Below are 18822 nucleotides of genomic sequence, written 5' to 3'. Positions count from 1 at the left end.
CTGCGACCCACGGGCACCGCCATAGTGCCCCGGATCCACCCACCCGGGGCAAGGGAGATTGTCCGACGTCCTGGTTACCGTCGGGTGGTGACCGCCACCCCGGACCCGCTGCTCGCCCCCCGCCTGGACCTCGTCGAGGAGCTGCACGGGCACGTCGTCGCCGACCCCTACCGGTGGCTGGAGGACGCCGCCGACCCGCGGACGACGGCCTGGGCGGCCGCGCAGGACGAGTACGCCGCCGCGCTGCTGGGCGCCCTCCCCGACCGGGAGTCCTTCGCGGCCCGGCTGGGCGAGCTGATGCGCTCGGGCTCGGTGGGCATCCCGGTCTGGCGGTCCGGGCGGGCCTTCTCCACCCGGCGCGACCCCGGCCAGGAGCACGCCGTGCTGCGGGTCCGGGACCTCGACGGCACCCAGCGGGTGCTGGTCGACCCGATGGCCCTGGACCCGGCGGGCACCACCACGCTCGACGCCTGGTCGCCGTCCTGGGAGGGCGACCGGATCGCCTACCAGGTGTCGGTGGGCGGCGACGAGGAGTCCCAGCTGTTCGTGCTGGACGTGGCCACCGGCGAGCTGCTGGACGGCCCGGTCGACCGCTGCCGCTACTCCCCCGTCGCCTGGCTGCCCGGCGGCGACGAGCTGTACTACGTGCGCCGGCTGGCCCCCGACCAGGTCCCGGCCGGCGAGGAGCAGTTCCACCGGCGGGTGTTCCGGCACCGGGTCGGCGCCGACCCGGCCACCGACGTCCTGGTCCACGGCGACGGGCTGGACCCGACCAACTACTACGGCGTCCGGCTGTCCCGGGACGGCCGCTGGCTGGTCGTCTCGGCGTCGGCGGGCACCGCCCCCCGCGACGACGTCTGGCTGGCCGACCTGCACGGCGACGGCCGCCTGGCCCCGCTGCAGGTCGGGGTGGACGCGCAGACCAATGCCTGGGTGGCCCGCGACGGGCGGCTGTGGATCTCCACCGACCGGGACGCCCCGCGCGGCCTGGTCGCCGTCGCCGACCCGGCCGACCCGGCCACCTGGGACCCGGCCGCCTGGACGACGGTCGTGCCCGAGGCCGAGGGCGCGGTGCTGTCCGACCTCGCCCTGGTCGACGGCCCCGACGGGGACCTGCGACTGCTCGCCGTGCACGCCGTGGACGCCACCGACCGGCTCTCCGTGTGGGCGGCCGACGGCTCCGGCCGGCTGGCCGACGTGGCGGTGCCGCCGGGCAGCATCGCCGGGGTCAGCGCACCGCCCGAGGGCGGGACGACGGCCTGGGTCGGCTACACCGACCACGCGACGCCGCCGTCGGTGCTGCGGTGGGACGCCGGCGACCCCGGTGCGCTGACGCCGTGGGAGCAGGCACCGGTGGCCGGCGCCGTCCCCGACGTGGTGGTCACCGAGACCCACGCCACCTCGGCCGACGGCACCGCCGTCCACCTGTTCGTGCTGTCCCTGGAGGGCGCGCCCAGCCGACCGCGGCCGACCGTGCTCTACGGCTACGGCGGGTTCAACGTCTCGCTGACCCCGGGCTACAGCGCGCAGGCGCTGGCCTGGGTCGCCGCGGGCGGGGTGTGGGCGGTGGCCAACCTGCGCGGCGGGTCCGAGCACGGCGAGGAGTGGCACCGCGCCGGCATGCGGGAGCACAAGCAGAACGTCTTCGACGACTTCGCCGCCGCCGGCGAGCACCTGGTCGCCGAGGGCTGGACCACCCCGGCGCAGCTCGGGGTCTTCGGCGGCTCCAACGGCGGCCTGCTGGTCGGGGCCACCGCCACCCAGCGGCCCGACCTGGTGGCCGCCGTCGTGTGCAGCGCCCCGCTGCTGGACATGGTCCGGTACGAGCTGTTCGGGCTGGGCCGGACCTGGAACGACGAGTACGGCACGGCGGCGGACCCCGAGGAGCTGGGCTGGCTGCTGGGCTACTCGCCCTACCACCGCGTGGTGGAGGGCACGGCCTACCCGGCGGTGCTCTTCACGACCTTCGAGTCCGACACCCGGGTGGACCCGCTGCACGCGCGCAAGCTGGCCGCGGCGCTGCAGCACGCGACCTCCTCGGACGCCCCGGTGGTGCTGCGGCGCGAGCTGGCGGTGGGCCACGGCGCCCGCGCGGTGAGCCGTACGGTGGGGTTGGCCGCCGACCAGCTCGCCTTCCTGGCGGCCCGTACCGGGCTCACGGCCCGCTGACCGTCGACCGGTCCCTCGGCGCCCCGCGCCGCACCGCCCTGCCGCAGCACGACCGCGTCGAGGCACTGGTTCCCACCATGATCGACATGGGAGACTCCTGAGTGATGACTTCTGCACTGTCCGTGACAGCCGCCGACGTGCCGAGCTGCGTGACCGCGGACTCGACGTCGCTGTGCGCGCGGGTCTACGAGTGGTTCGGCCTGGACTGGCTGGCCGACAACGCCCAGGCGTTCGTGGCCACCCCACTGCGGATCGTGCTGATCATCGTCGTCGCCGCCGTCGCCCGGGTGCTGATCAACCGCTCCATCCGCCGCCTGACCGAGCGCACCGCCAGCGGCCAGGTCCCGACGATCCTCAAGCCGCGCCGGACCAAGGGCGCCACCAACCACCAGCAGGTGGTCGAGCAGGTGGCCGCCCGTCGTACGCAGCGCGCGGAGGCCATCGGCTCGGTGCTGCGCAGCTTCGCCTCGATCGTCGTGTTCTTCATCGCGGTGGTGCTGGTGCTCGGCGAGCTCGGCATCAACCTGGCCCCGATCGTGGCGTCCGCCGGCGTCGTCGGGGTGGCCCTCGGCTTCGGCGCGCAGAACCTGATCAAGGACTTCATCGCCGGGATCGGCATCATCCTGGAGGACCAGTACGGCGTGGGCGACGTCGTCGACCTCGGTGAGGCCAGCGGCACGGTGGAGGCCGTCGGGCTGCGGATCACCCGGCTCCGCGACGTCAACGGGGTGGTCTGGTACGCCCGCAACGGCGAGGTGCTGCGGGTGGGCAACAAGAGCCAGGGCTACGCCCAGGTGGTCATCGACATGCCGGTCGCGCACGACACCGACCTCGAGCGCTGCCGCACGGTGATGCAGGAGGTCGGGGATGCCGTCTACGCCGAGCCCGAGTGGGCCGAGGTGCTGCTCGGCGAGCCCGAGTCGCTGGGCGTGGAGGCCATCACCCCGCAGGCGATCGTGATGCGCCTGCAGGTGCGCACGACCAACGCCGACCAGTGGCGGGTCGGCCGGGAGCTGCGGATGCGGCTGCAGGAGCGGTTCGCCACCGAGGACATCCGGATCCCGGTCATGGTGACCCCGGCCGCGGTGGGGCCCAGCTGAGCCACCGGAGCCCCACCGAGACCGCCGCGGAGCGACCGGCCACCTTCCGCTCGGTGTTCGCGGTGGCCGAGTACCGGCCGCTGTTCGGCTCCTACGTGCTGGCCACGGTCGGCGATCAGCTGGCCCGCCTGGCGCTGACCGTGTTGGTCTTCCAGCGCACCGGCTCGCCGCTGCTCAGCGCCCTGACGTTCGCGATCAGCTACCTGCCCTGGGTGGTCGGCGGCCCGGTGCTGGCCGCGCTGGCCGACCGGCTCCCGCGGCAGCGGGTCATGGTGGTCAGCGACCTGGCCCGGGCTGCGCTCGTCGCGGCCATGGCCGTCCCCGGGATGCCGCTGCCGGCCCTGCTCGGGTTGCTGCTGCTCGTGTCGGTCGCCGCACCCCCTTACGAGGCGGCCCGCGCGGCGCTGGCCGCCGACGTCCTGACCGGCGACCGGTACGCCGTCGCCACCTCGGTGACCGGCATCGTGCTCCAGCTCGCCCAGGTGGTCGGGTTCCTCCTGGGAGGGCTGCTGGTCACCGCGCTGCACCCCTCGGTCGGGCTGCTCCTCAACGCAGCCACCTTCGCCGTCTCGGGCGGGTGGCTGCTGGTGGGTCTGCGACCCCGGCCCGCGGCCCTGGTCGAGGCCGGCGCCGCGGTGCAGTCGGTGTGGCGGGACACGGCGGCCGGGCTGCGCCTCGTGCTGGGTGACCGGCGGTTGGCGGCGATCGTCGCCCTGCTGTGGATCGGCGTCCTGCTGAACAACGCGCACGAGGGCATCGGGACGGGGCTGTCCGAGGAGCTCTCGGACAGCCAGGGCCTCGTCGGGGTGGTGCTCGCCGTCCACCCGGCCGGCGCCGTCGTGGGCATGCTGCTGGTCGGCAGGTTCTGCCCGCCGCGGCTGCGCGACCGCCTCGTGGTGCCGCTGGTGCTGCTGTCCGTGGCCGCCACCGCCGTGGCCGGTCTCGCCGCGCGCATCCCGGACCGTGGCGTGGCCACGGTGGCCTTCGTGGCCGCGCTCGCCGTGGCCGGCTTCGCCACGGCCTGGACCGTCCCCCTCAACGTCGCCTTCGTGGCGGCGGTCCCGCCGGCGGCGCGGGGCCGGGCCATCGGCATCGCGATGGCGGGCATCTCCGCCGTCCAGGGGCTCGGCGCCCTGGCCGCGGGTGCCGCCGCCGACGTCGTCCCGGCCGGGACGGTGGTGCTCGTCACCGGGCTGGCCGGGTTGCCGCTGGTCGTCGTCCCGCTGCTCGCGCTGCTGCGCACCCGGGCGCCCGCCGGCCGCGCCGTTGCGGGACCATCGGGTACATGAGCGAGTCGAGCCGCCCGCTGCCCTCGGCACGCACGTTCTACGCCGAGGTCGGTGGCGAACCGGTCTTCCGCGCCCTGGTGGCGCACTTCTACGCCGGCGTCCGCAGCGACCCGGTGCTGGCCCCGCTGTACCCGCAGGACGACTGGGACGACGCCGAGGAGCGGCTGCGCGGCTTCCTCGAGCAGTACTGGGGCGGGCCCACCACCTACTCCCAGCAGCGCGGGCACCCGCGGCTGCGGATGCGGCACGCCCCGTTCGCCATCGGCGGCCGGGAGCGGGACGCCTGGCTGCACCACATGCGTGCCGCTGTCGACTCGCTGGCCCTGCCGGCCGAGCAGGACGCCACGCTGTGGGGCTACCTGGAGATGGCCGCCCGCAGCATGCAGAACCGGTGGGACGAACCCACCGACCTCGCACCCTGACCCACCGACTCCCCGGAGCGCCCGCGTGACCACCACCCCGCCCGCGCCGCCGACCACCGACTGGTGGCGGGACGCGGTCTTCTACCAGGTCTACATCCGGTCCTTCGCCGACGGCGGGGACGACGGCGTCGGCGACCTCGCCGGTCTGCGCGACCGCCTGCCGCAGCTGGCCGAGCTCGGCGTCGACGCGCTGTGGATCAACCCCTTCTACCCCTCGCCGATGGCCGACCACGGCTACGACGTTGCCGACCCCCGCGACGTGGAGCCGGTCTTCGGCGACCTCGCGGATTTCGACGCGGTGCTGGCGCAGGCGCACGACCTGGGCATCCGGGTGACCATCGACCTGGTGCCCAACCACACCTCGGACCAGCGCGACTGGTTCGTCGCCGCCCTGGCCGCCGGCCCCGGGTCCCCGGAGCGGGCGCGCTACGTCTTCCGCGACGGGCAGGGCCCCGACGGCGCCACCCCGCCGAACAACTGGCCGTCGATCTTCGGCGGCCCGGCGTGGACCCGGGTGCCCGACGGCCAGTGGTACCTGCACCTGTTCGCGCCCGAGCAGCCCGACCTGGACTTCACCCACCCCGAGGTGCTGGCCGACCTGGAGCAGACGCTGCGGTTCTGGCTGAACCGCGGGGTCGACGGTTTCCGGATCGACGTCGCGCACGGGATGGCCAAGGCGCCCGGGCTGCCCGACGTCGCCTTCGACTCCGACACCGGGCTGTTCGACGACCACGGGCCCGACGACCCCCGGCTGGACCAGGACGGCGTGCACGACATCCACCGCCTGGTCCGCCGGGTGGTCGACGGCTACCCCGGCGCGATGACCGTCGGCGAGGTGTGGGTGTCCAGCGAGGAGCGGCTGGCCCGCTACCTCCGCCCGGACGAGCTGCACTCGGCGTTCAACTTCCGGCTGCTCACCGCCGACTGGACGACGACCGACCTGCGCGCCGCCGTCGTGGACTCCCTGGCCGCGGTGGCCACCACGCCGGCGCCGGCGTGCTGGGTGCTGTCCAACCACGACCGGCCCCGGCACGTCACCCGCTACGGCGGCGGGGAGATCGGCACCCGGCGGGCCCGGGCAGCGGCCCTGCTGCAGCTGGCGCTGCCCGGCATGGCGTTCGTCTACAACGGCGACGAGGTCGGCATGCCCGACGTCGACCTGCCCGACGAGGCGCTGACCGACCCGGTCTGGTTCCGCTCGGGCGGGACCGACCGGGGGCGTGATGCCTGCCGCATCCCGCTGCCCTGGAGCGGCCAGGAGCCGCCCTACGGTTTCAGCCACGGCACCCAGACGTGGCTGCCCATGCCGGCCGGGTGGGCCGGGCTGACCGTCGAGGCCCAGGCCGGGGACCCCGACTCGATGCTGTCGCTGTACCGACGTGCGCTCGCTCTGCGCCGGGAGGTCACCGGCGAGCTGACCTGGGACGAGGCCCCGGAGGACTGCCTGGCGTTCCGCCGGGACCTGGGCGACCGGCAGCTGCTGGTGCTGGTCAACCTGGGCGGGGAGCCGGTGCGGGTGCCGGCGGGCGAGGTCCTGCTGGTCAGCGCCGAGCTCGCCGAGGGCGCCCTGCCGGTCGATGCCGCGGTGTGGCTGGCCGTCTGATCCCGGGAGGCGCGCCCGCCGTCCGCGGGTAGTCTCCATCTGACCACTCACCGTCACGGGGACGACGTCGGGAACCCTCCGGGGCGGCCCGGCACGGGAGGCCAGAGCACTGATGTCCGTGCTGCAGGTGGACGGTCTCGCGAAGGCCTTCGAGGGTCGGCGGGTGCTGCGCGACGTGTCGTTCAGCGTCGACGCCGGCGAGGTCGTCGGGTTGGTCGGCGCGAACGGTGCCGGCAAGTCGACGCTGGGCGACGTCGTCGCGGGCATCTACGCCCCGGACGCCGGGCGGATGACCGTGCAGGGCCACGCCTACGCGCCGCTGTCGGCCGAGGACGCCCGGCACCTCGGGGTCGGGGTGGTCGAGCAGCTCATCCGGATCGACCCCCGGTTGACCGTGGCCCGGGCCGTCCTGCGCGGCACCCCGCTGGCCGACGCACCCGAGGCCCGGGTCCGTGCGCGGGCCCGGGCGGTGCTGGCCGAGATCGGGCTCGACCTGGACCCCGACGCACTCGTGGCCGACATCCCGCGGTTCGTGCACGGTCTCGTCGAGGCCGCCCGGGTGCTCGCCGAGGACACCAAGCTGATCGTGATGGACGAGGTGTCGGCGTCGCTGACCCCCGCCGAGGTCGCGGGCCTGCACGCGGTCGCCCGCCGGCTGCGCAGCGAGGGCCGCGGCGTCCTCTACATCAGCCACCGGCTGCCGGAGATGCTCGAGGTGGTCGACCGGGTGCTCGTGCTGCGGGACGGCCGGATCGCCCTGGACGCCCCCGCGTCCGAGCTCGACCCGGCCCGGCTGGTGGTGGCGACGCTGGACGGCGCCCTGCCCCGGTCCACCGCGTCCGCACCGCCCGTGCGGATCCCGGTGGCCCGCACCGCCCCCGACGACGTCCCGGTCACCACGACCCGCCCGCAGCCCTCGGCCGACGTCGCCCTGGAGGTGCGCAACCTGCGCGTCCCCGGCGCGACCACCGGTGTGGACCTGCGCGTGCGGCGCGGAGAGGTGCTGGGGCTGACCGGGCGCCGGCGCTCGGGCCTGCGCGAGATCGCCGGTGCCCTGACCGGGGAGATCCCGGCGCAGTGCGACGCCGTCACCCTGCACGGGGAGGACCGCCCGGTGCCGTCCTCGACCGGCTCGGCCGCGCTGCGGCTGGACGCCTACCGGCCCGACGACGACGCCTACGGGGTCGACCCGGGCGCCACCATCGCCCGCACGCTGACCGACGAGGAGTGGGGCCGGCCCTCCGACCTCCGCTCGGAGATCGCCAGCCTGCGCGGGGTGATCGACACCGTGCACCGGATGAACGTGGCGACGCTGAGCATCAAGACCGTCTTCGGTGCGCTGTCCGGCGGCGACCAGCACAAGCTGGCCCTGGCCCGGTGGCTGGCCGCGCACCCCAGCGACGTGGTCGTGGTGCACGAACCCACCCGCGGCCTGGACGCCCGGTCCCGGCGCGAGGTCCGCACCCTGCTGGACGAGGCGACGGCGCACGGCCGCTCGGTGGTCGTCGTGTCGGTCGACCCCGACGAGCTGACCGAGTGCTGCGACCGCATCGGCGTGGTCACCGACGGCCGGGTGGACGAGTGGCTGGACACCCACGAGATGTCCGCGGTCGACGTCCGCGCCCGCATCCTCGCCGCCGCCTGAGCCCTCCCGGCCCCTCAGCTTCGATCAGGGGGGGTGCACGGAAGTCCGTCCTCCTGCACCAGATCTGGTGCAGGAGGACGGACGTCGCGGCACTCCCCTGATCGACGCTGCGCCAGGGGGCGGCGGGTCAGACGCTGACGGTGCCGGCGACCGAGCGGAGCTTGTGGCGGGCCAGGGCCAGGTTCGCCGTGCTGCGGTTGAGCACCAGGTAGATGAGCAGCCCGGTGTTGCCGGAGCCCTTGAGCACGTTGATCAGGTGGTACTGGCCCTTGAGCGTGATGAGGATGTCCTCGATCTCGTCGTCCAGCTCGAGGTCGTTGATCGTGCGGAGCTTGGCCCGCACGACGTTGGAGTTGCCGGCCGCGGCGACGTTGAGGTCGAAGCCGGGGCTGCCGCCGGCCGCGAGGGCCATGCCGCTGTCGATGTCGACGATCGCGGCACCGTTGGCACCCTCGATCTCCAGCAGTGAGGCGATGACGCTGTCGAGCTGAGCCATGGGTGGAACTCCTGTCGTGTCTGCGGGGGGTGGTGCGGTCGTGTCACCGCCGTGCGGTGGTGCACCGCGGGGGGCGGCCGGGGATGCGCTCCTCGGCGTCGGGACGGCGTCCTGCGGTGCCGGTCTCTCCTCCGGCTCCGGGCCCAGGGCCGTGTCGCCCGGTGGGGGGCGGACCACGCGCTCGGGCTCCGCGGGTGCCGACAGCAGGCGCTGCCACCACGAGGACCACCTTCCGGATGCCATTCCTTCGCCGTTTCGTCGCGGACCCCGTGCCCCCAGCCAACCTCACCCTCAGCAGCCGGGCAACCCGGCTCCGTCACTGCAGCTCAGCCGTCCGCCAGGCCCCCCGCCCGGCCGCCGGGCACCCACCGGATACCTTCCGCGGTCGACACCCCGTGCCTGCCGGAGGACCCCATGAAGACCCGCGACCTGGCCTACGTCGCCCTGTTCGCCGCCCTCACCGCGGCGCTCGGGCTGCTGCCGGCGATCCCGGTGGCCGCGCTCCCCGTCCCCATCACCGCCCAGACGCTCGGCGTGATGCTGGCCGGGGCCGTGCTGGGCGCCAAGCGCGGGTTCCTGGCCCTGCTGCTGTTCCTGGTGCTGGTCGCCGTCGGGCTGCCGGTGCTGTCGGGCGGGCGCGGCGGGCTGTCGGTCTTCGTCGGCCCCAGCGCCGGGTTCCTCTACTCGTGGCCGGTCGCGGCCTTCGTCACCGGCCTGCTGGTCGAGCTGCTCTGGCGACGGCTGAACGTGGCCACCGCCCTGCTGGCCACGGTGGTCGGGGGCATCGGGGTGGTCTACGCGATCGGCATCCCGTTCATCAGCCTGTACGCCGACACCTCGCTGGCCGCGGCGGCCACCGGCAGCCTGGTGTTCGTGCCCGGCGACCTGGTGAAGGCCGTGGTCGCGGCGGTGCTCGCGGTGGCCGTGCGGCGCGCCTACCCGGTGATCGAGCGGCCCCGGCGGGCAGCCGCGACCCCGTGAGGCTGCGGCGCGGGCCCGCTGCCGCGGCCGCGGTGGCCGACCCGTCCCGCGGCATCGAGCTCCAGGGGGTCGGCCACACCTACGGCGAGCGGACCGTGCTCACCGGCCTGGACCTGCGGCTCACCGAGCAGCGGATCGGGGTGGTGGGGACCAACGGGTCGGGCAAGTCGACGTTCGCCCGGCTGCTCAACGGCCTGGTCGTCCCCGCCGTCGGCAGCGTGCTGGTCGACGGGCTGGACACCGCGACCGCGGCCCGCGAGGTGCGCCGGCGGGTCGGCTTCGTCTTCCAGGACCCCGACGCCCAGATCGTGCACCCCACGGTCGCCGAGGACGTCGGGTACGGGCTGGAGAACCAGGGCGTGCCCGCGGCCGAGCGCGCCGAGCGGGTGGCCGAGGTGCTGGACCGCTACGGGCTGGCCGGGCACGCCGACCACCCGGCCCACCTGCTGTCCGGCGGGCAGAAGCAGCTGCTGGCGATCGCCGGCGTGCTGGTCATGCGGCCGGCCCGGATCGTATTCGACGAGCCGACCACGCTGCTGGACCTGGTGAACACCCGCCGGATCGCCCGGCTGGTCGAGGGCCTGGAGCAGGCGGTCGTCGTGGTCACCCACGACCTGGCCCTGCTGGACGGGTTCGACCGCGTCCTCGTCGTCGACGGCGGTCGGGTGGTCGCCGACGACCGGCCCGCACCGGCGGTGGCGGCCTACCGCGCGCTGGTGGCCGACCGGTGACGCTGGCCCTCTACGTCCCCGGCCCGAGCCCGGTGCACCGGACGCCGGCCGGGGTCAAGCTGCTGGCGCTGCTGGTGCTGGGCGTCGTGGTCTTCGTCGTCCCCACCCTGCCGGTGGCGGCAGGGGTGCTCGTGGGCGTCGTCCTCGTCGGGCTGGTGGTGGCCCGCCTGCCGGGACGGCTGCTGGTCCGCCAGGTGCGGGTGGTCGCGGTCTGGGCGGTGGCCATCCTGGTCTTCCACGCCCTGGCGACCGACCTGCTCACCGGGCTGACCACCGCCGTCCGGCTGGTGGCCCTGGTGCTGGCGGCCGCGGTGGTCACCGCGACCACCCGGGTGACCGCGCTGGTCGCCGTGGTCGAGCGGCTGTGCGCCCCGCTGCGGCTGGTCGGCGTCCGGCCGGCGCGGATCGGGCTGGCCGTGGCGATGGCGCTGCGGTTCGTCCCGCTGGTGGCCGAGCGGGCCGACCGGATCCGGGAGGCGCAGGCCGCCCGCGGCGGTCGGGTGCGCGGGCCCCGGGCGCTGGTCCTGCTGGTGGTGCCGCTGCTGGTCTCGGTGCTGCAGCTGGCGCACACCGTCGGCGAGGCCCTGGACGCCCGCGGCGCCGACACCGCCTGAGCTCAGCGCACCGCCTCCACGACCACGGCCACGCCCTGGCCGCCCCCGGCCGCGACGGCGGCCAGCCCGTACCGCCCTCCCCCGGCCCGGACCAGCTGGCTGAACAACCGGACGACGAGGACGGCGCCGGACGCTCCCCACGGGTGCCCCAGCGCGATCGCACCGCCCTGCGGGCAGACCCGGGCGGGGTCCAGGTCCAGCAGCGCGCAGCAGGCCAGCACCTGGCCGGCGAAGGCCTCGTTGAGCTCGACGACGTCCAGGTCGGCCAGCCCGAGGCCAGCCCGGTCCAGCGCCGTCGCGACGGCGGGCACCAGCGAGGCGCCGGGCAGCGCGGGGTCCGCGCCGGCGGTCGCGGTGGCCAGCACCCGCAGCCCGGGGACGCCGAGCCGGGCGTGGGTGTCCCCGTCGACCAGGCCGACCACCGCCGCGCCGTCGTTGACCCCGCAGGAGTTGCCGGCGGTGCCGGTGCCGCCCCAGGCCGGGCGCAGCCGCGCCAGCCGCTGCTCGGTGAGCCCGGGGCGCGGTCGGTCGTCGCGGACCACGCCGCGGACCGGTACGACCTCGGCGTCGAAGGCCCCGGCCTGCTGCGCCGCGTGGGCCCGGGCGTGGGAGCGCGCGGCGTAGGCGTCCTGCTGCGCCCGGGTGATGCCGTGCCGGAGGGCCAGCGCATCGGCGGCCGGACCCATGTCGGGGTCGCCGAGCTCGGCGGGGGCGAAGGCGGCCCGACCCGGCCGCGGCGAGGTGGACGCCGACTCGACCCCGCCGGCCAGCACCAGCCCGGGCTCGGTGGCGAGCAGGCGAGCACCCAGGACTACGGCGGCCAGCCCGCTGGCGCACTGCCGGTCCACGGTCAGCGCGGGCACCCCGACCGGCAGCCCGGCGGTCAGCGCGGCGACCCGGGCGAGGTCGCCGCCGGGTCCGGTGCAGTTGCCCAGCAGCACCTCCTGCGGCGGCTGCGGGACCGCTGCCGCGACCGCGGCCAGCACGGGCGCGGCCAGGTCGGCGGCCGGCACGTCGGCGAACGACCGCCCGGCGGTGCCGATCGCGCTCCGCAGCGCAGCGACGACGACGGGTTCGCCGCTCACGGCCGCCCGCCACGGGCGTCGATCGACGCTGGTCGACCACTCGAGGTGGGATCTGGTCGGCTGCCGTCGATCGACGCCCCGGCGGGCGTCAGGTGACGGCTGGGACCCGTTCGGGGCCCGGAGTGGGTCCTGGGCGTCATGCGACGGCTGCCGGCAGGTGGGCGAGGTGGCCGGCCGTAGCGAGCTCGGCCACGGCGGCGCGGTCGACCTTGCCGGCGGAAGTCAGCGGCCACCGCTCGAGGTGCAGCCACAGGCGGGGGCGCTGCGCGGCGGTGAGCTCGGACGCGCCGGCCCGGGCGGCGGCCAGGGCGACCGGGTCCGTCCCGACCGCGGCCACCAGCTGGCCGAGCCGGGGGTGCGGCACCCCGACCACCACCACGTCGCCGCTGCCGGCCCGGCGCAGCGCCTGCTCGACCTCGGCCACCAGCACGGTCGCGCCGGCCGTGGTGACCGCGTCCGTGCCGCGCCCGGCGACCAGCAGGACGCCGTCCGCGGTCAGCGTCCCGCGGTCGCCCACGGTGGCCCAGCCGTCCGGTGCGGTGCGCAGCGGCCCGTCCTGGCCGGCGGCGTACCCGGTCGACGCGTAGGGCGACCGGGCCCACACGACGCCGTCGCGGAGCGCCAGCTCGACGCCCGGGAAGGCGCGCAGGTCGTCCTCGGCGGTGCCCCAGGCGAGGAAGGACAGCTCGGCGGCCCCGTAGTAGTGCGCCGTCCGGGCCCCGGCGGCGACCGCGCGGTCGGCCAGCGCCCGGGGCAGCCGGTCGCCGGCCACCACCAGGTGCACCCCCGCCAGCGGCGTGCCGTCGGCGAGTGCGCCGGCCAGGGCAGCAGGGGTGAGGACGGCGTGGCCGGCGCCGTCGGGCCGGTCCAGCACCTCGGCACCGACCGACCGGGCGTGGACGGCGGCGAACAGGTTCATCGAGGCGTGCAGCGGACCGGGCAGCCACAGCCGGGACCCGGCGTCCAGCCCGGTCAGCGCGGTGACCGCCGGGAAGGAGCCGACCCAGGACGCGGTGCTGCGCACGACCAGGCGGGGACTCGAGGTCGTGCCCGAGGTGCGGACGGCGATCGGCGTCCCCGCGGTGTGCGCGGTCAGCACCGCACCGACCGGGTCGGGAGCCCCCAGCACGTCGACCGGGGAGGTCATCCCGCCGCCGGCTCGTCCAGCCACTGCTGCACCCAGATCTTCTCCTCGGCGGTGATCCGCCGGGGCCGGTTCAGCGCGAAGTCGAAGGGCACCAGGACGGTGCTGCCGGTGACGGCCAGCGTGCCGTGGTCGAAGAGCTCGTAGTGGCAGGTCAGGGATGCGGCCCGGACGGTGGAGAGCCAGATGTCGACGGTCAGCGGTTCGGCGTCGTAGACGACTGGCCGGCGGTACTGCACCTGGTGGGAGTGCACGACCAGGCCGCGGCGCATGCCGGTCTCGGCGTCGTGGGTGGGCTGGTCGAAGAACAGCGCCACGCGCGCGGTCTCGAAGTAGCCGAGGAACGCGACGTTGTTGACGTGCTGGTAGGCGTCCATGTCCGACCAGCGCATCGGGACCTGCACCGAGAACCTCACGAGGGGACACCCTGCCGTACGGCGGCGTCCTACGGTGAGGCGGTGACCTGGACGGCGGGCGACCCCGGTCTCGTGGAGCTGCCCTCGGGCCGGCGGGTGCGCGGTCGCGGGCTGCGCCAGGACCTGCCCGACCCGGACTTCGGCCTGGTGCTGCTGGGTCGGGACCGGCCGACGGCGTGGCCGCACCGCTGGGTGCCCTGGCCGGACTTCCGGCTGCCGCGCGGTGACCTGCGGGCGGCGCTGGACGAGCTGCTGGTGCGGGCCGGCACCGAGCGGGTGGAGCTGGCCTGCGGCGGGGGCAACGGCCGGACCGGGACGGCGCTGGCCTGCCTCGCCGTCCTGGACGGGGTGCCCGCCGCCGACGCGGTGGCCTGGGTGCGCACGCACTACCGGCGCCGGGCGGTGGAGACACCCGCCCAGCGCCGCTTCGTCGCCGCCTGGCGCGCGTGACGACGGCAGCGGGTCACCCCACCGTCATCGGGTCGCGTCGTGACGCGACCCGATGACCGCCGGGTGACCCGCTGCAGCTGCTAGTCGCGCGAGAGCTTGCGGTAGGTCGCGCGGTGCGGACGGGCCGCGTCGGCGCCGAGCCGCTCGATCTTGTTCTTCTCGTAGTCGTCGAAGTTGCCCTCGAACCAGAACCACTTCGAGTCACCCTCGTAGGCGAGGATGTGGGTGGCCACCCGGTCCAGGAACCACCGGTCGTGGCTGACCACCACGGCGCAGCCGGGGAACTCCAGCAGGGCGCTCTCCAGGCTGGTGAGCGTCTCGGTGTCCAGGTCGTTGGTGGGCTCGTCGAGCAGCAGCAGGTTGCCGCCCTGCTTGAGGGTCAGCGCCAGGTTCAGCCGGTTGCGCTCACCACCGGAGAGCACGCCGGCCTTCTTCTGCTGGTCGTGGCCCTTGAACCCGAACGCGGAGACGTAGGCCCGCGAGGGCATCTCCACGTTGCCGACCTTGATGTGGTCCAGGCCGTCGGAGACGACCTCCCACAGGCTCTTGGTCGGGTCGATGCCGCTGCGGTTCTGCTCGACGTAGGCGATCTTGACCGTCTCGCCGATCTTGATGTCGCCGCCGTCGGGGGTCTCCTGGTCGACGAGCATCTTGAACAGGGTGGTCTTGCCGACGCCGTTGGGGCCGACGATGCCCACGATGCCGTTGCGCGGCAGCGAGAACGACAACCCGTCGATGAGCACGCGGTCGCCGAAGCCCTTGACCAGCTTGTCGGTCTCGATGACCACGCTGCCCAGCCGCGGGCCCGGCGGGATCTGGATCTCCTCGAAGTCGAGCTTGCGGAACTTGTCGGCCTCCGCGGCCATCTCCTCGTAGCGGGCCAGGCGGGCCTTGCTCTTGGCCTGGCGGGCCTTGGCGCCCGAGCGCACCCACTCCAGCTCGTCCTTGAGGCGCTTGGCGCGCTTGGCGTCCTTGGCGCCCTCGACCTTCAGGCGGGCGGCCTTGGTCTCCAGGTAGGTGGAGTAGTTGCCCTCGTAGGGGTAGGCCCGGCCGCGGTCGAGCTCGAGGATCCACTGCGCCACGTTGTCCAGGAAGTACCGGTCGTGGGTCACGGCGACGACGGTGCCGGCGTACTTCTCCAGGTGCGCCTCCAGCCAGGCCACGGACTCGGCGTCCAGGTGGTTGGTGGGCTCGTCGAGCAGCAGCAGGTCCGGCGCCTCGAGCAGGAGCTTGCACAGCGCGACGCGGCGCCGCTCACCACCGGACAGGACGCGGACGTCGGCGTCGCCGGGCGGGCAGCGCAGCGCGTCCATCGCCTGCTCGATGCGGTTGTCGAGCTCCCAGCCGTCACCGTTCTCGATGACCTCCATGAGCTCGCCCTGCTCGGTGAGCAGCGAGTCGAAGTCGGCGTCGGGCTCGCCCATCGCCGCGCTGACCTCCTCGAAGCGGGTCAGCGCGCCGCGCAGCTCCTTGACGGCCTCCTCGACGTTGCCGCGCACGTCGAGGTCCTCGTTGAGCGGCGGCTCCTGCTGGAGCATGCCGACGGTCGCGTCGGGGGCCAGCGTGGTGTCGCCGTTGGAGGCGTGCTCCAGGCCGGCCATGATCTTCAGGACGGTCGACTTGCCGGCGCCGTTGGGGCCGACGACGCCGATCTTGGCGCCGGGCAGGAACGCGAGCGTGACGTCGTCGAGGATGACCTTGTCGCCGTGCGCCTTGCGCGCGCGCACCATGGAGTAGATGTACTGGGCCACGGGAGCCTTCCGTCGGTTCGGGGATCGTGCTGGTCCGGATGGCGCGGGCGACCCACTGGTCGGCACGGCGCGCCGTCCCCCAGTCTCCCAGCCCCGGGCAACCCCGGTGGCGCCGGGACCGGGATCGCGCCCGGCCCCGGCACCCGCCTCAGAACGGGGCCGCGACCGCGTCGGCCAGCTCGCCGGTGCGGGCGTCGACCGTCTCGCCGTCCTCGGTGTGCACGTACCCCGGGTCCTCGACGGCCGGTGCGGTGTCGACGACGGTCCGCGGGGTGCGCTTGAAGACCGCGCTGCCGCGGCTCAGGTCGTGCCCCACCGCGGCCGCCTTGATCACCGGACGGCTGCGCTTGGCCCCGTCCACCTCGTACTCCGAGGTGGCGATCTTGCCGGTGACGACGACCGGGTCGCCCTTGACGACGCAGGACGAGATGCTCGCGCCCAGGGCGTTCCAGGCGTCGACGTCGACGTAGAAGGTGTCCCCGTCGACCCACTGGCCGGCGGCCGAGTCGAAGTAGCGGTCGGTGGCGGCCATCCGGAACTTGGTGACCTCACCGGACCCGGCGCGGCGGCGGACGGGTGAGTCGACGACGTTGCCGACGACGGTGATCTGGCTCTGGCTCATGGTGTCCTCCGGGAGGTGTCACCGGCGACGGCCGCCGGCTGCCCACGACCCTGGGTCCGGACGGGCCTCCCTGGGCCGGACCCGATCCATCTGTGGACGGGCACCCCGGATGTGGACGGCGGGGAGCACGTCGCGCCCGCACCGGCTACGGCGGATGGGATGATCGGCGCCGCCGAGCGCCCGTAGCTCAGCGGATAGAGCAGGGGCCTTCTAATCCCTTGGTCGCAGGTTCGATTCCTGCCGGGCGCACCAGAGCTCAGGCGGGCGGGGCGAGCCGCCGGTCCCACCCGGCCAGCAGCCCGGTGAGCGCGCTGTCGGCGCCCGGGGCGCCCAGCGCCGCCAGCCCGACCGGCAACCCGTCGACCAGCGCCGCCGGGGCCACCGCCGAGGGCAGCCCGCCGACCCCGGCCAGGCAGGTCAGCCGCAGCGTCGCCGCCCGGTAGACCGCCTTCCGCTCGGCCGGCGCGGACACCGGCGGCGCGGTCGAGCTGGCCGGCGGCAGCAGCACCGCCGTCCCCTCCCCCACCCGGGCCCGCAGTGCGGCCCGGCCGGCGGCGAGCACCGCGGTCGCCTCGGCCAGCGCGTCCGGCGAGACCAGGGACCCGTCGGCGAACCGCTGCGCGATCCCCGGCCCCAGCACCCCCGGGTTGGCCTGGATCCACGCCCCGTGCGCCGCCCACGCCTGCGCGCCCTGCACCGTCCGGAACGCGGTGAACCACCGCTCGTGCTCCTCCGGCGTCAGCAGGTCCTCGCGCGTCATGGACAGCCCTGAGACGGCGGCCAGATCGCCAGCAGCAGCGGTCAGCGCCGTAGCCACCGCCGGGTCCGCCAGCGCCACCAGGTCCGTGGCCAGCACCAGCGAGGTGATCGGGGCGGACCCCGGCAGCAGGGCCGACGCCACCCGGTGGAGCAGGCCGGCGTCCCGGGTCAGCCAGCCCACCGTGTCGAAGGCCGGTGCCAGCGGCAGCACGCCGTCCAGCGGGAGCACACCGTGGGTGGGCCGCAGCCCGTGCAGCCCGCAGTAGGACGCCGGCACCCGGATGGACCCGGCGGTGTCCGTGCCCAGGCCGAGGTCTGCCGTCCCCCGGGCGACCGCGGACGCCGGTCCGTTGGTGGACCCGCCGACCACCAGCCCGGCGCCCCACGGGTTGGCCGGGCTGCCGTGGTGCACGTTGGTGCCCGACAGGCTGTAGGCCAGCTCGTCGGTCCGCGCGATGCCCCGCACGTGCGCCCCGGCGGCCAGCAGCTGCGCCAGCACCGGGGCGTGCGCCGCGGAGGGCTCGGCCTGGGCCAACCGCACCGGGTTGCCGGCGCCGACCGGGTGCCCGGCGACGTCCAGCAGGTCCTTGACCGCGACCGAGACCCCGTCCAGCGGACCGGTCGAGGTCGGGGCCACCAGCGGCGAGCCCACCACCCGCCAGGTCGCCGGGTCGGCCCGCTCCAGCGCGGCGTCGGCCGCCGTCCGGGTCGAGGGCGCGGGCGCGGAGGGCGCGGCGCCCGAGCTGACGTGCGCCACCCGGACCTGCCAGCCCGCGGCCCCCTGCTCCCACACCTGGGTCTGCAGACCGCGGGTGCCGTCCGGGCGCAGCGTCTCCGCGACCGCGGTGGCCAGCCCCGCGGTGTGCACGATCACGTGCAGCGCGGTCACCGTGCGGGCCGGTGCGCCGCCGCGGCCCCGCCGGAAGTCGCTGATCGCGGCGTGGGAGACGACCACTTCCCCGGCGTCGGCCCGCAGCGTCGTGCTCCCCGGGGCGAACAGCGCGTCGAGCTCGGCGAGGTCGTCGGCGGCCAGCGCGGCCTCGTACCGGGCGACCGCGGCCCGGACCTCGTCCTCGACCTCCCAGCCCCCGACGTCGGCGAGGGTCACGCCGCGGTCAGGACGGTGCCGAGCACCGCGGCGTCCGCGGCGTCCAGGAACGCCTCCGGGCCGGTGAGGATCAGGTCGGCGAAGCCGCCGTCGTTCTCCATCACGGTCAGCGTGTAGAGCCGCTCGGTGACCGAGGAGTTCACGATGTGGTGCACCGAGGTCGCCGGCAGCACGATGACGTCACCGGGGCCGAGGTCCGCGACGTGCTCGTCGCTGTGCGCCCGCGCCGTGCCGCGCAGCACCACGAACGTCTCGGTCGACTCCTCGTGCGAGTTGTCCGGCTGGGAACCGCCGGGCTCCCAGATCTCCAGCACCACGGTGGTGCCCGAACCGTCGGCGGGGCCGGACAGCACGGCCAGCCGGACGGTGCGGTTGTCCCCGATGTAGTGCGGGGTGATGTCGGCCAGGGACTTGACGACGGGGGCCAGGGCCACGGG

General features: G+C 75.3%; 18 protein-coding genes and 1 tRNA gene. 11 read left to right on the top strand and 8 right to left on the bottom strand.

Annotated features, from left to right (window positions below; genetic code table 11):
• The first annotated feature begins 87 nt into the window (after window positions 1-87).
• The 6 genes from UXQ13_RS09130 (at window position 88) to UXQ13_RS09105 (ending at window position 8228) form a co-directional block, all read left to right on the top strand.
• Window positions 88-2169 carry a prolyl oligopeptidase family serine peptidase gene (locus UXQ13_RS09130; protein WP_225232436.1) on the top strand — a complete coding sequence of 694 codons (2082 nt, stop codon included), beginning with the start codon at window positions 88-90 and terminating at the stop codon, window positions 2167-2169.
• A gap of 122 nt (window positions 2170-2291) precedes the next feature.
• Window positions 2292-3269: a mechanosensitive ion channel family protein gene (locus UXQ13_RS09125; RefSeq protein ID WP_336392215.1), complete on the top strand. Its 978-nt coding sequence runs from the start codon at window positions 2292-2294 to the stop codon at window positions 3267-3269.
• Between the two features lie 53 nt (window positions 3270-3322).
• Entirely contained in the window at window positions 3323-4558 is a 1236-nt protein-coding gene (locus tag UXQ13_RS09120; protein WP_225232438.1) for an MFS transporter, read from the top strand.
• Window positions 4555-4980 carry a globin gene (locus tag UXQ13_RS09115; RefSeq protein ID WP_225232439.1) on the top strand — a complete coding sequence of 142 codons (426 nt, stop codon included), beginning with the start codon at window positions 4555-4557 and terminating at the stop codon, window positions 4978-4980. Before UXQ13_RS09120 ends, UXQ13_RS09115 begins: the two co-directional genes overlap by 4 nt.
• Before the next feature lie 25 nt (window positions 4981-5005).
• Window positions 5006-6583, top strand: coding sequence for a glycoside hydrolase family 13 protein (locus UXQ13_RS09110; RefSeq protein ID WP_225232440.1), 1578 nt, complete (start codon window positions 5006-5008; stop codon window positions 6581-6583).
• 112 nt (window positions 6584-6695) lie between these two features.
• Entirely contained in the window at window positions 6696-8228 is a 1533-nt protein-coding gene (locus UXQ13_RS09105) for an ATP-binding cassette domain-containing protein (RefSeq protein WP_225232441.1), read from the top strand.
• Window positions 8229-8355: 127 nt separating this feature from the next.
• Here UXQ13_RS09105 and UXQ13_RS09100 read toward each other — a convergent pair whose 3' ends face one another.
• The gene (locus tag UXQ13_RS09100; protein WP_225232442.1) at window positions 8356-8724 is read right to left on the bottom strand and encodes a hypothetical protein; all 369 of its coding nucleotides are present in this window, start codon (window positions 8722-8724) and stop codon (window positions 8356-8358) included.
• Window positions 8725-9138: 414 nt separating this feature from the next.
• Here UXQ13_RS09100 and UXQ13_RS09095 point away from each other — a divergent pair, with 414 nt between their 5' ends.
• The 3 genes from UXQ13_RS09095 to UXQ13_RS09085 are packed head-to-tail and all read left to right on the top strand — an operon-like array spanning window position 9139 to window position 11050.
• Window positions 9139-9705, top strand: a complete 567-nt coding sequence (locus UXQ13_RS09095) for a biotin transporter BioY (RefSeq protein ID WP_225232443.1) — start codon at window positions 9139-9141, stop codon at window positions 9703-9705.
• Entirely contained in the window at window positions 9702-10436 is a 735-nt protein-coding gene (locus UXQ13_RS09090; RefSeq protein ID WP_225232444.1) for an energy-coupling factor ABC transporter ATP-binding protein, read from the top strand. The genes UXQ13_RS09095 and UXQ13_RS09090 overlap by 4 nt, the downstream gene beginning before the upstream one ends.
• Complete coding sequence (locus UXQ13_RS09085; protein WP_225232445.1) at window positions 10433-11050, top strand: energy-coupling factor transporter transmembrane component T; 618 nt, start codon at window positions 10433-10435, stop codon at window positions 11048-11050. The genes UXQ13_RS09090 and UXQ13_RS09085 overlap by 4 nt, the downstream gene beginning before the upstream one ends.
• 2 nt (window positions 11051-11052) lie before the next feature.
• Here UXQ13_RS09085 and UXQ13_RS09080 read toward each other — a convergent pair whose 3' ends face one another.
• The 3 genes from UXQ13_RS09080 to UXQ13_RS09070 all read right to left on the bottom strand — a co-directional run bounded on the left by UXQ13_RS09080 (window position 11053) and on the right by UXQ13_RS09070 (window position 13695).
• The gene (locus UXQ13_RS09080; RefSeq protein ID WP_225232446.1) at window positions 11053-12135 is read right to left on the bottom strand and encodes a thiolase family protein; all 1083 of its coding nucleotides are present in this window, start codon (window positions 12133-12135) and stop codon (window positions 11053-11055) included.
• Window positions 12136-12271: 136 nt separating this feature from the next.
• Window positions 12272-13282 (bottom strand): acyl-CoA synthetase family protein, encoded by a 1011-nt coding sequence (locus tag UXQ13_RS09075; RefSeq protein ID WP_225232447.1) that lies wholly within the window; start codon window positions 13280-13282, stop codon window positions 12272-12274.
• Window positions 13279-13695, bottom strand: coding sequence for an acyl-CoA thioesterase (locus UXQ13_RS09070; protein WP_336392214.1), 417 nt, complete (start codon window positions 13693-13695; stop codon window positions 13279-13281). Before UXQ13_RS09070 ends, UXQ13_RS09075 begins: the two co-directional genes overlap by 4 nt.
• 42 nt (window positions 13696-13737) lie before the next feature.
• Between UXQ13_RS09070 and UXQ13_RS09065 the strand changes: the two genes are divergently transcribed.
• Complete coding sequence (locus UXQ13_RS09065) at window positions 13738-14145, top strand: protein-tyrosine phosphatase family protein (protein WP_225232449.1); 408 nt, start codon at window positions 13738-13740, stop codon at window positions 14143-14145.
• 80 nt (window positions 14146-14225) lie between these two features.
• On the opposite strand, the gene ettA is transcribed toward UXQ13_RS09065, so the two are convergent.
• Together ettA and UXQ13_RS09055 are read right to left on the bottom strand one after the other, a co-directional pair.
• Window positions 14226-15896, bottom strand: coding sequence for an energy-dependent translational throttle protein EttA (ettA, locus tag UXQ13_RS09060; RefSeq protein ID WP_225232450.1), 1671 nt, complete (start codon window positions 15894-15896; stop codon window positions 14226-14228).
• Between the two features lie 148 nt (window positions 15897-16044).
• Window positions 16045-16518 carry a single-stranded DNA-binding protein gene (locus UXQ13_RS09055; protein ID WP_225232451.1) on the bottom strand — a complete coding sequence of 158 codons (474 nt, stop codon included), beginning with the start codon at window positions 16516-16518 and terminating at the stop codon, window positions 16045-16047.
• 176 nt (window positions 16519-16694) lie between these two features.
• Between UXQ13_RS09055 and UXQ13_RS09050 the strand changes: the two genes are divergently transcribed.
• Window positions 16695-16770, top strand: a tRNA-Arg gene (locus UXQ13_RS09050).
• Window positions 16771-16774: 4 nt separating this feature from the next.
• Here UXQ13_RS09050 and UXQ13_RS09045 read toward each other — a convergent pair.
• The gene (locus UXQ13_RS09045; protein WP_225232452.1) at window positions 16775-18385 is read right to left on the bottom strand and encodes an AtzH-like domain-containing protein; all 1611 of its coding nucleotides are present in this window, start codon (window positions 18383-18385) and stop codon (window positions 16775-16777) included.
• Window positions 18382-18819: a cupin domain-containing protein gene (locus tag UXQ13_RS09040; protein WP_225232453.1), complete on the bottom strand. Its 438-nt coding sequence runs from the start codon at window positions 18817-18819 to the stop codon at window positions 18382-18384. The genes UXQ13_RS09045 and UXQ13_RS09040 overlap by 4 nt, the downstream gene beginning before the upstream one ends.
• Window positions 18820-18822 lie beyond the last annotated feature (3 nt).

The sequence above is a fragment of the Klenkia terrae genome, assembly GCF_037083865.1.
Taxonomy (GTDB): Bacteria; Actinomycetota; Actinomycetes; order Mycobacteriales; family Geodermatophilaceae; genus Klenkia; species Klenkia terrae.
This window is presented reverse-complemented; position numbering and strand designations above follow the sequence as displayed.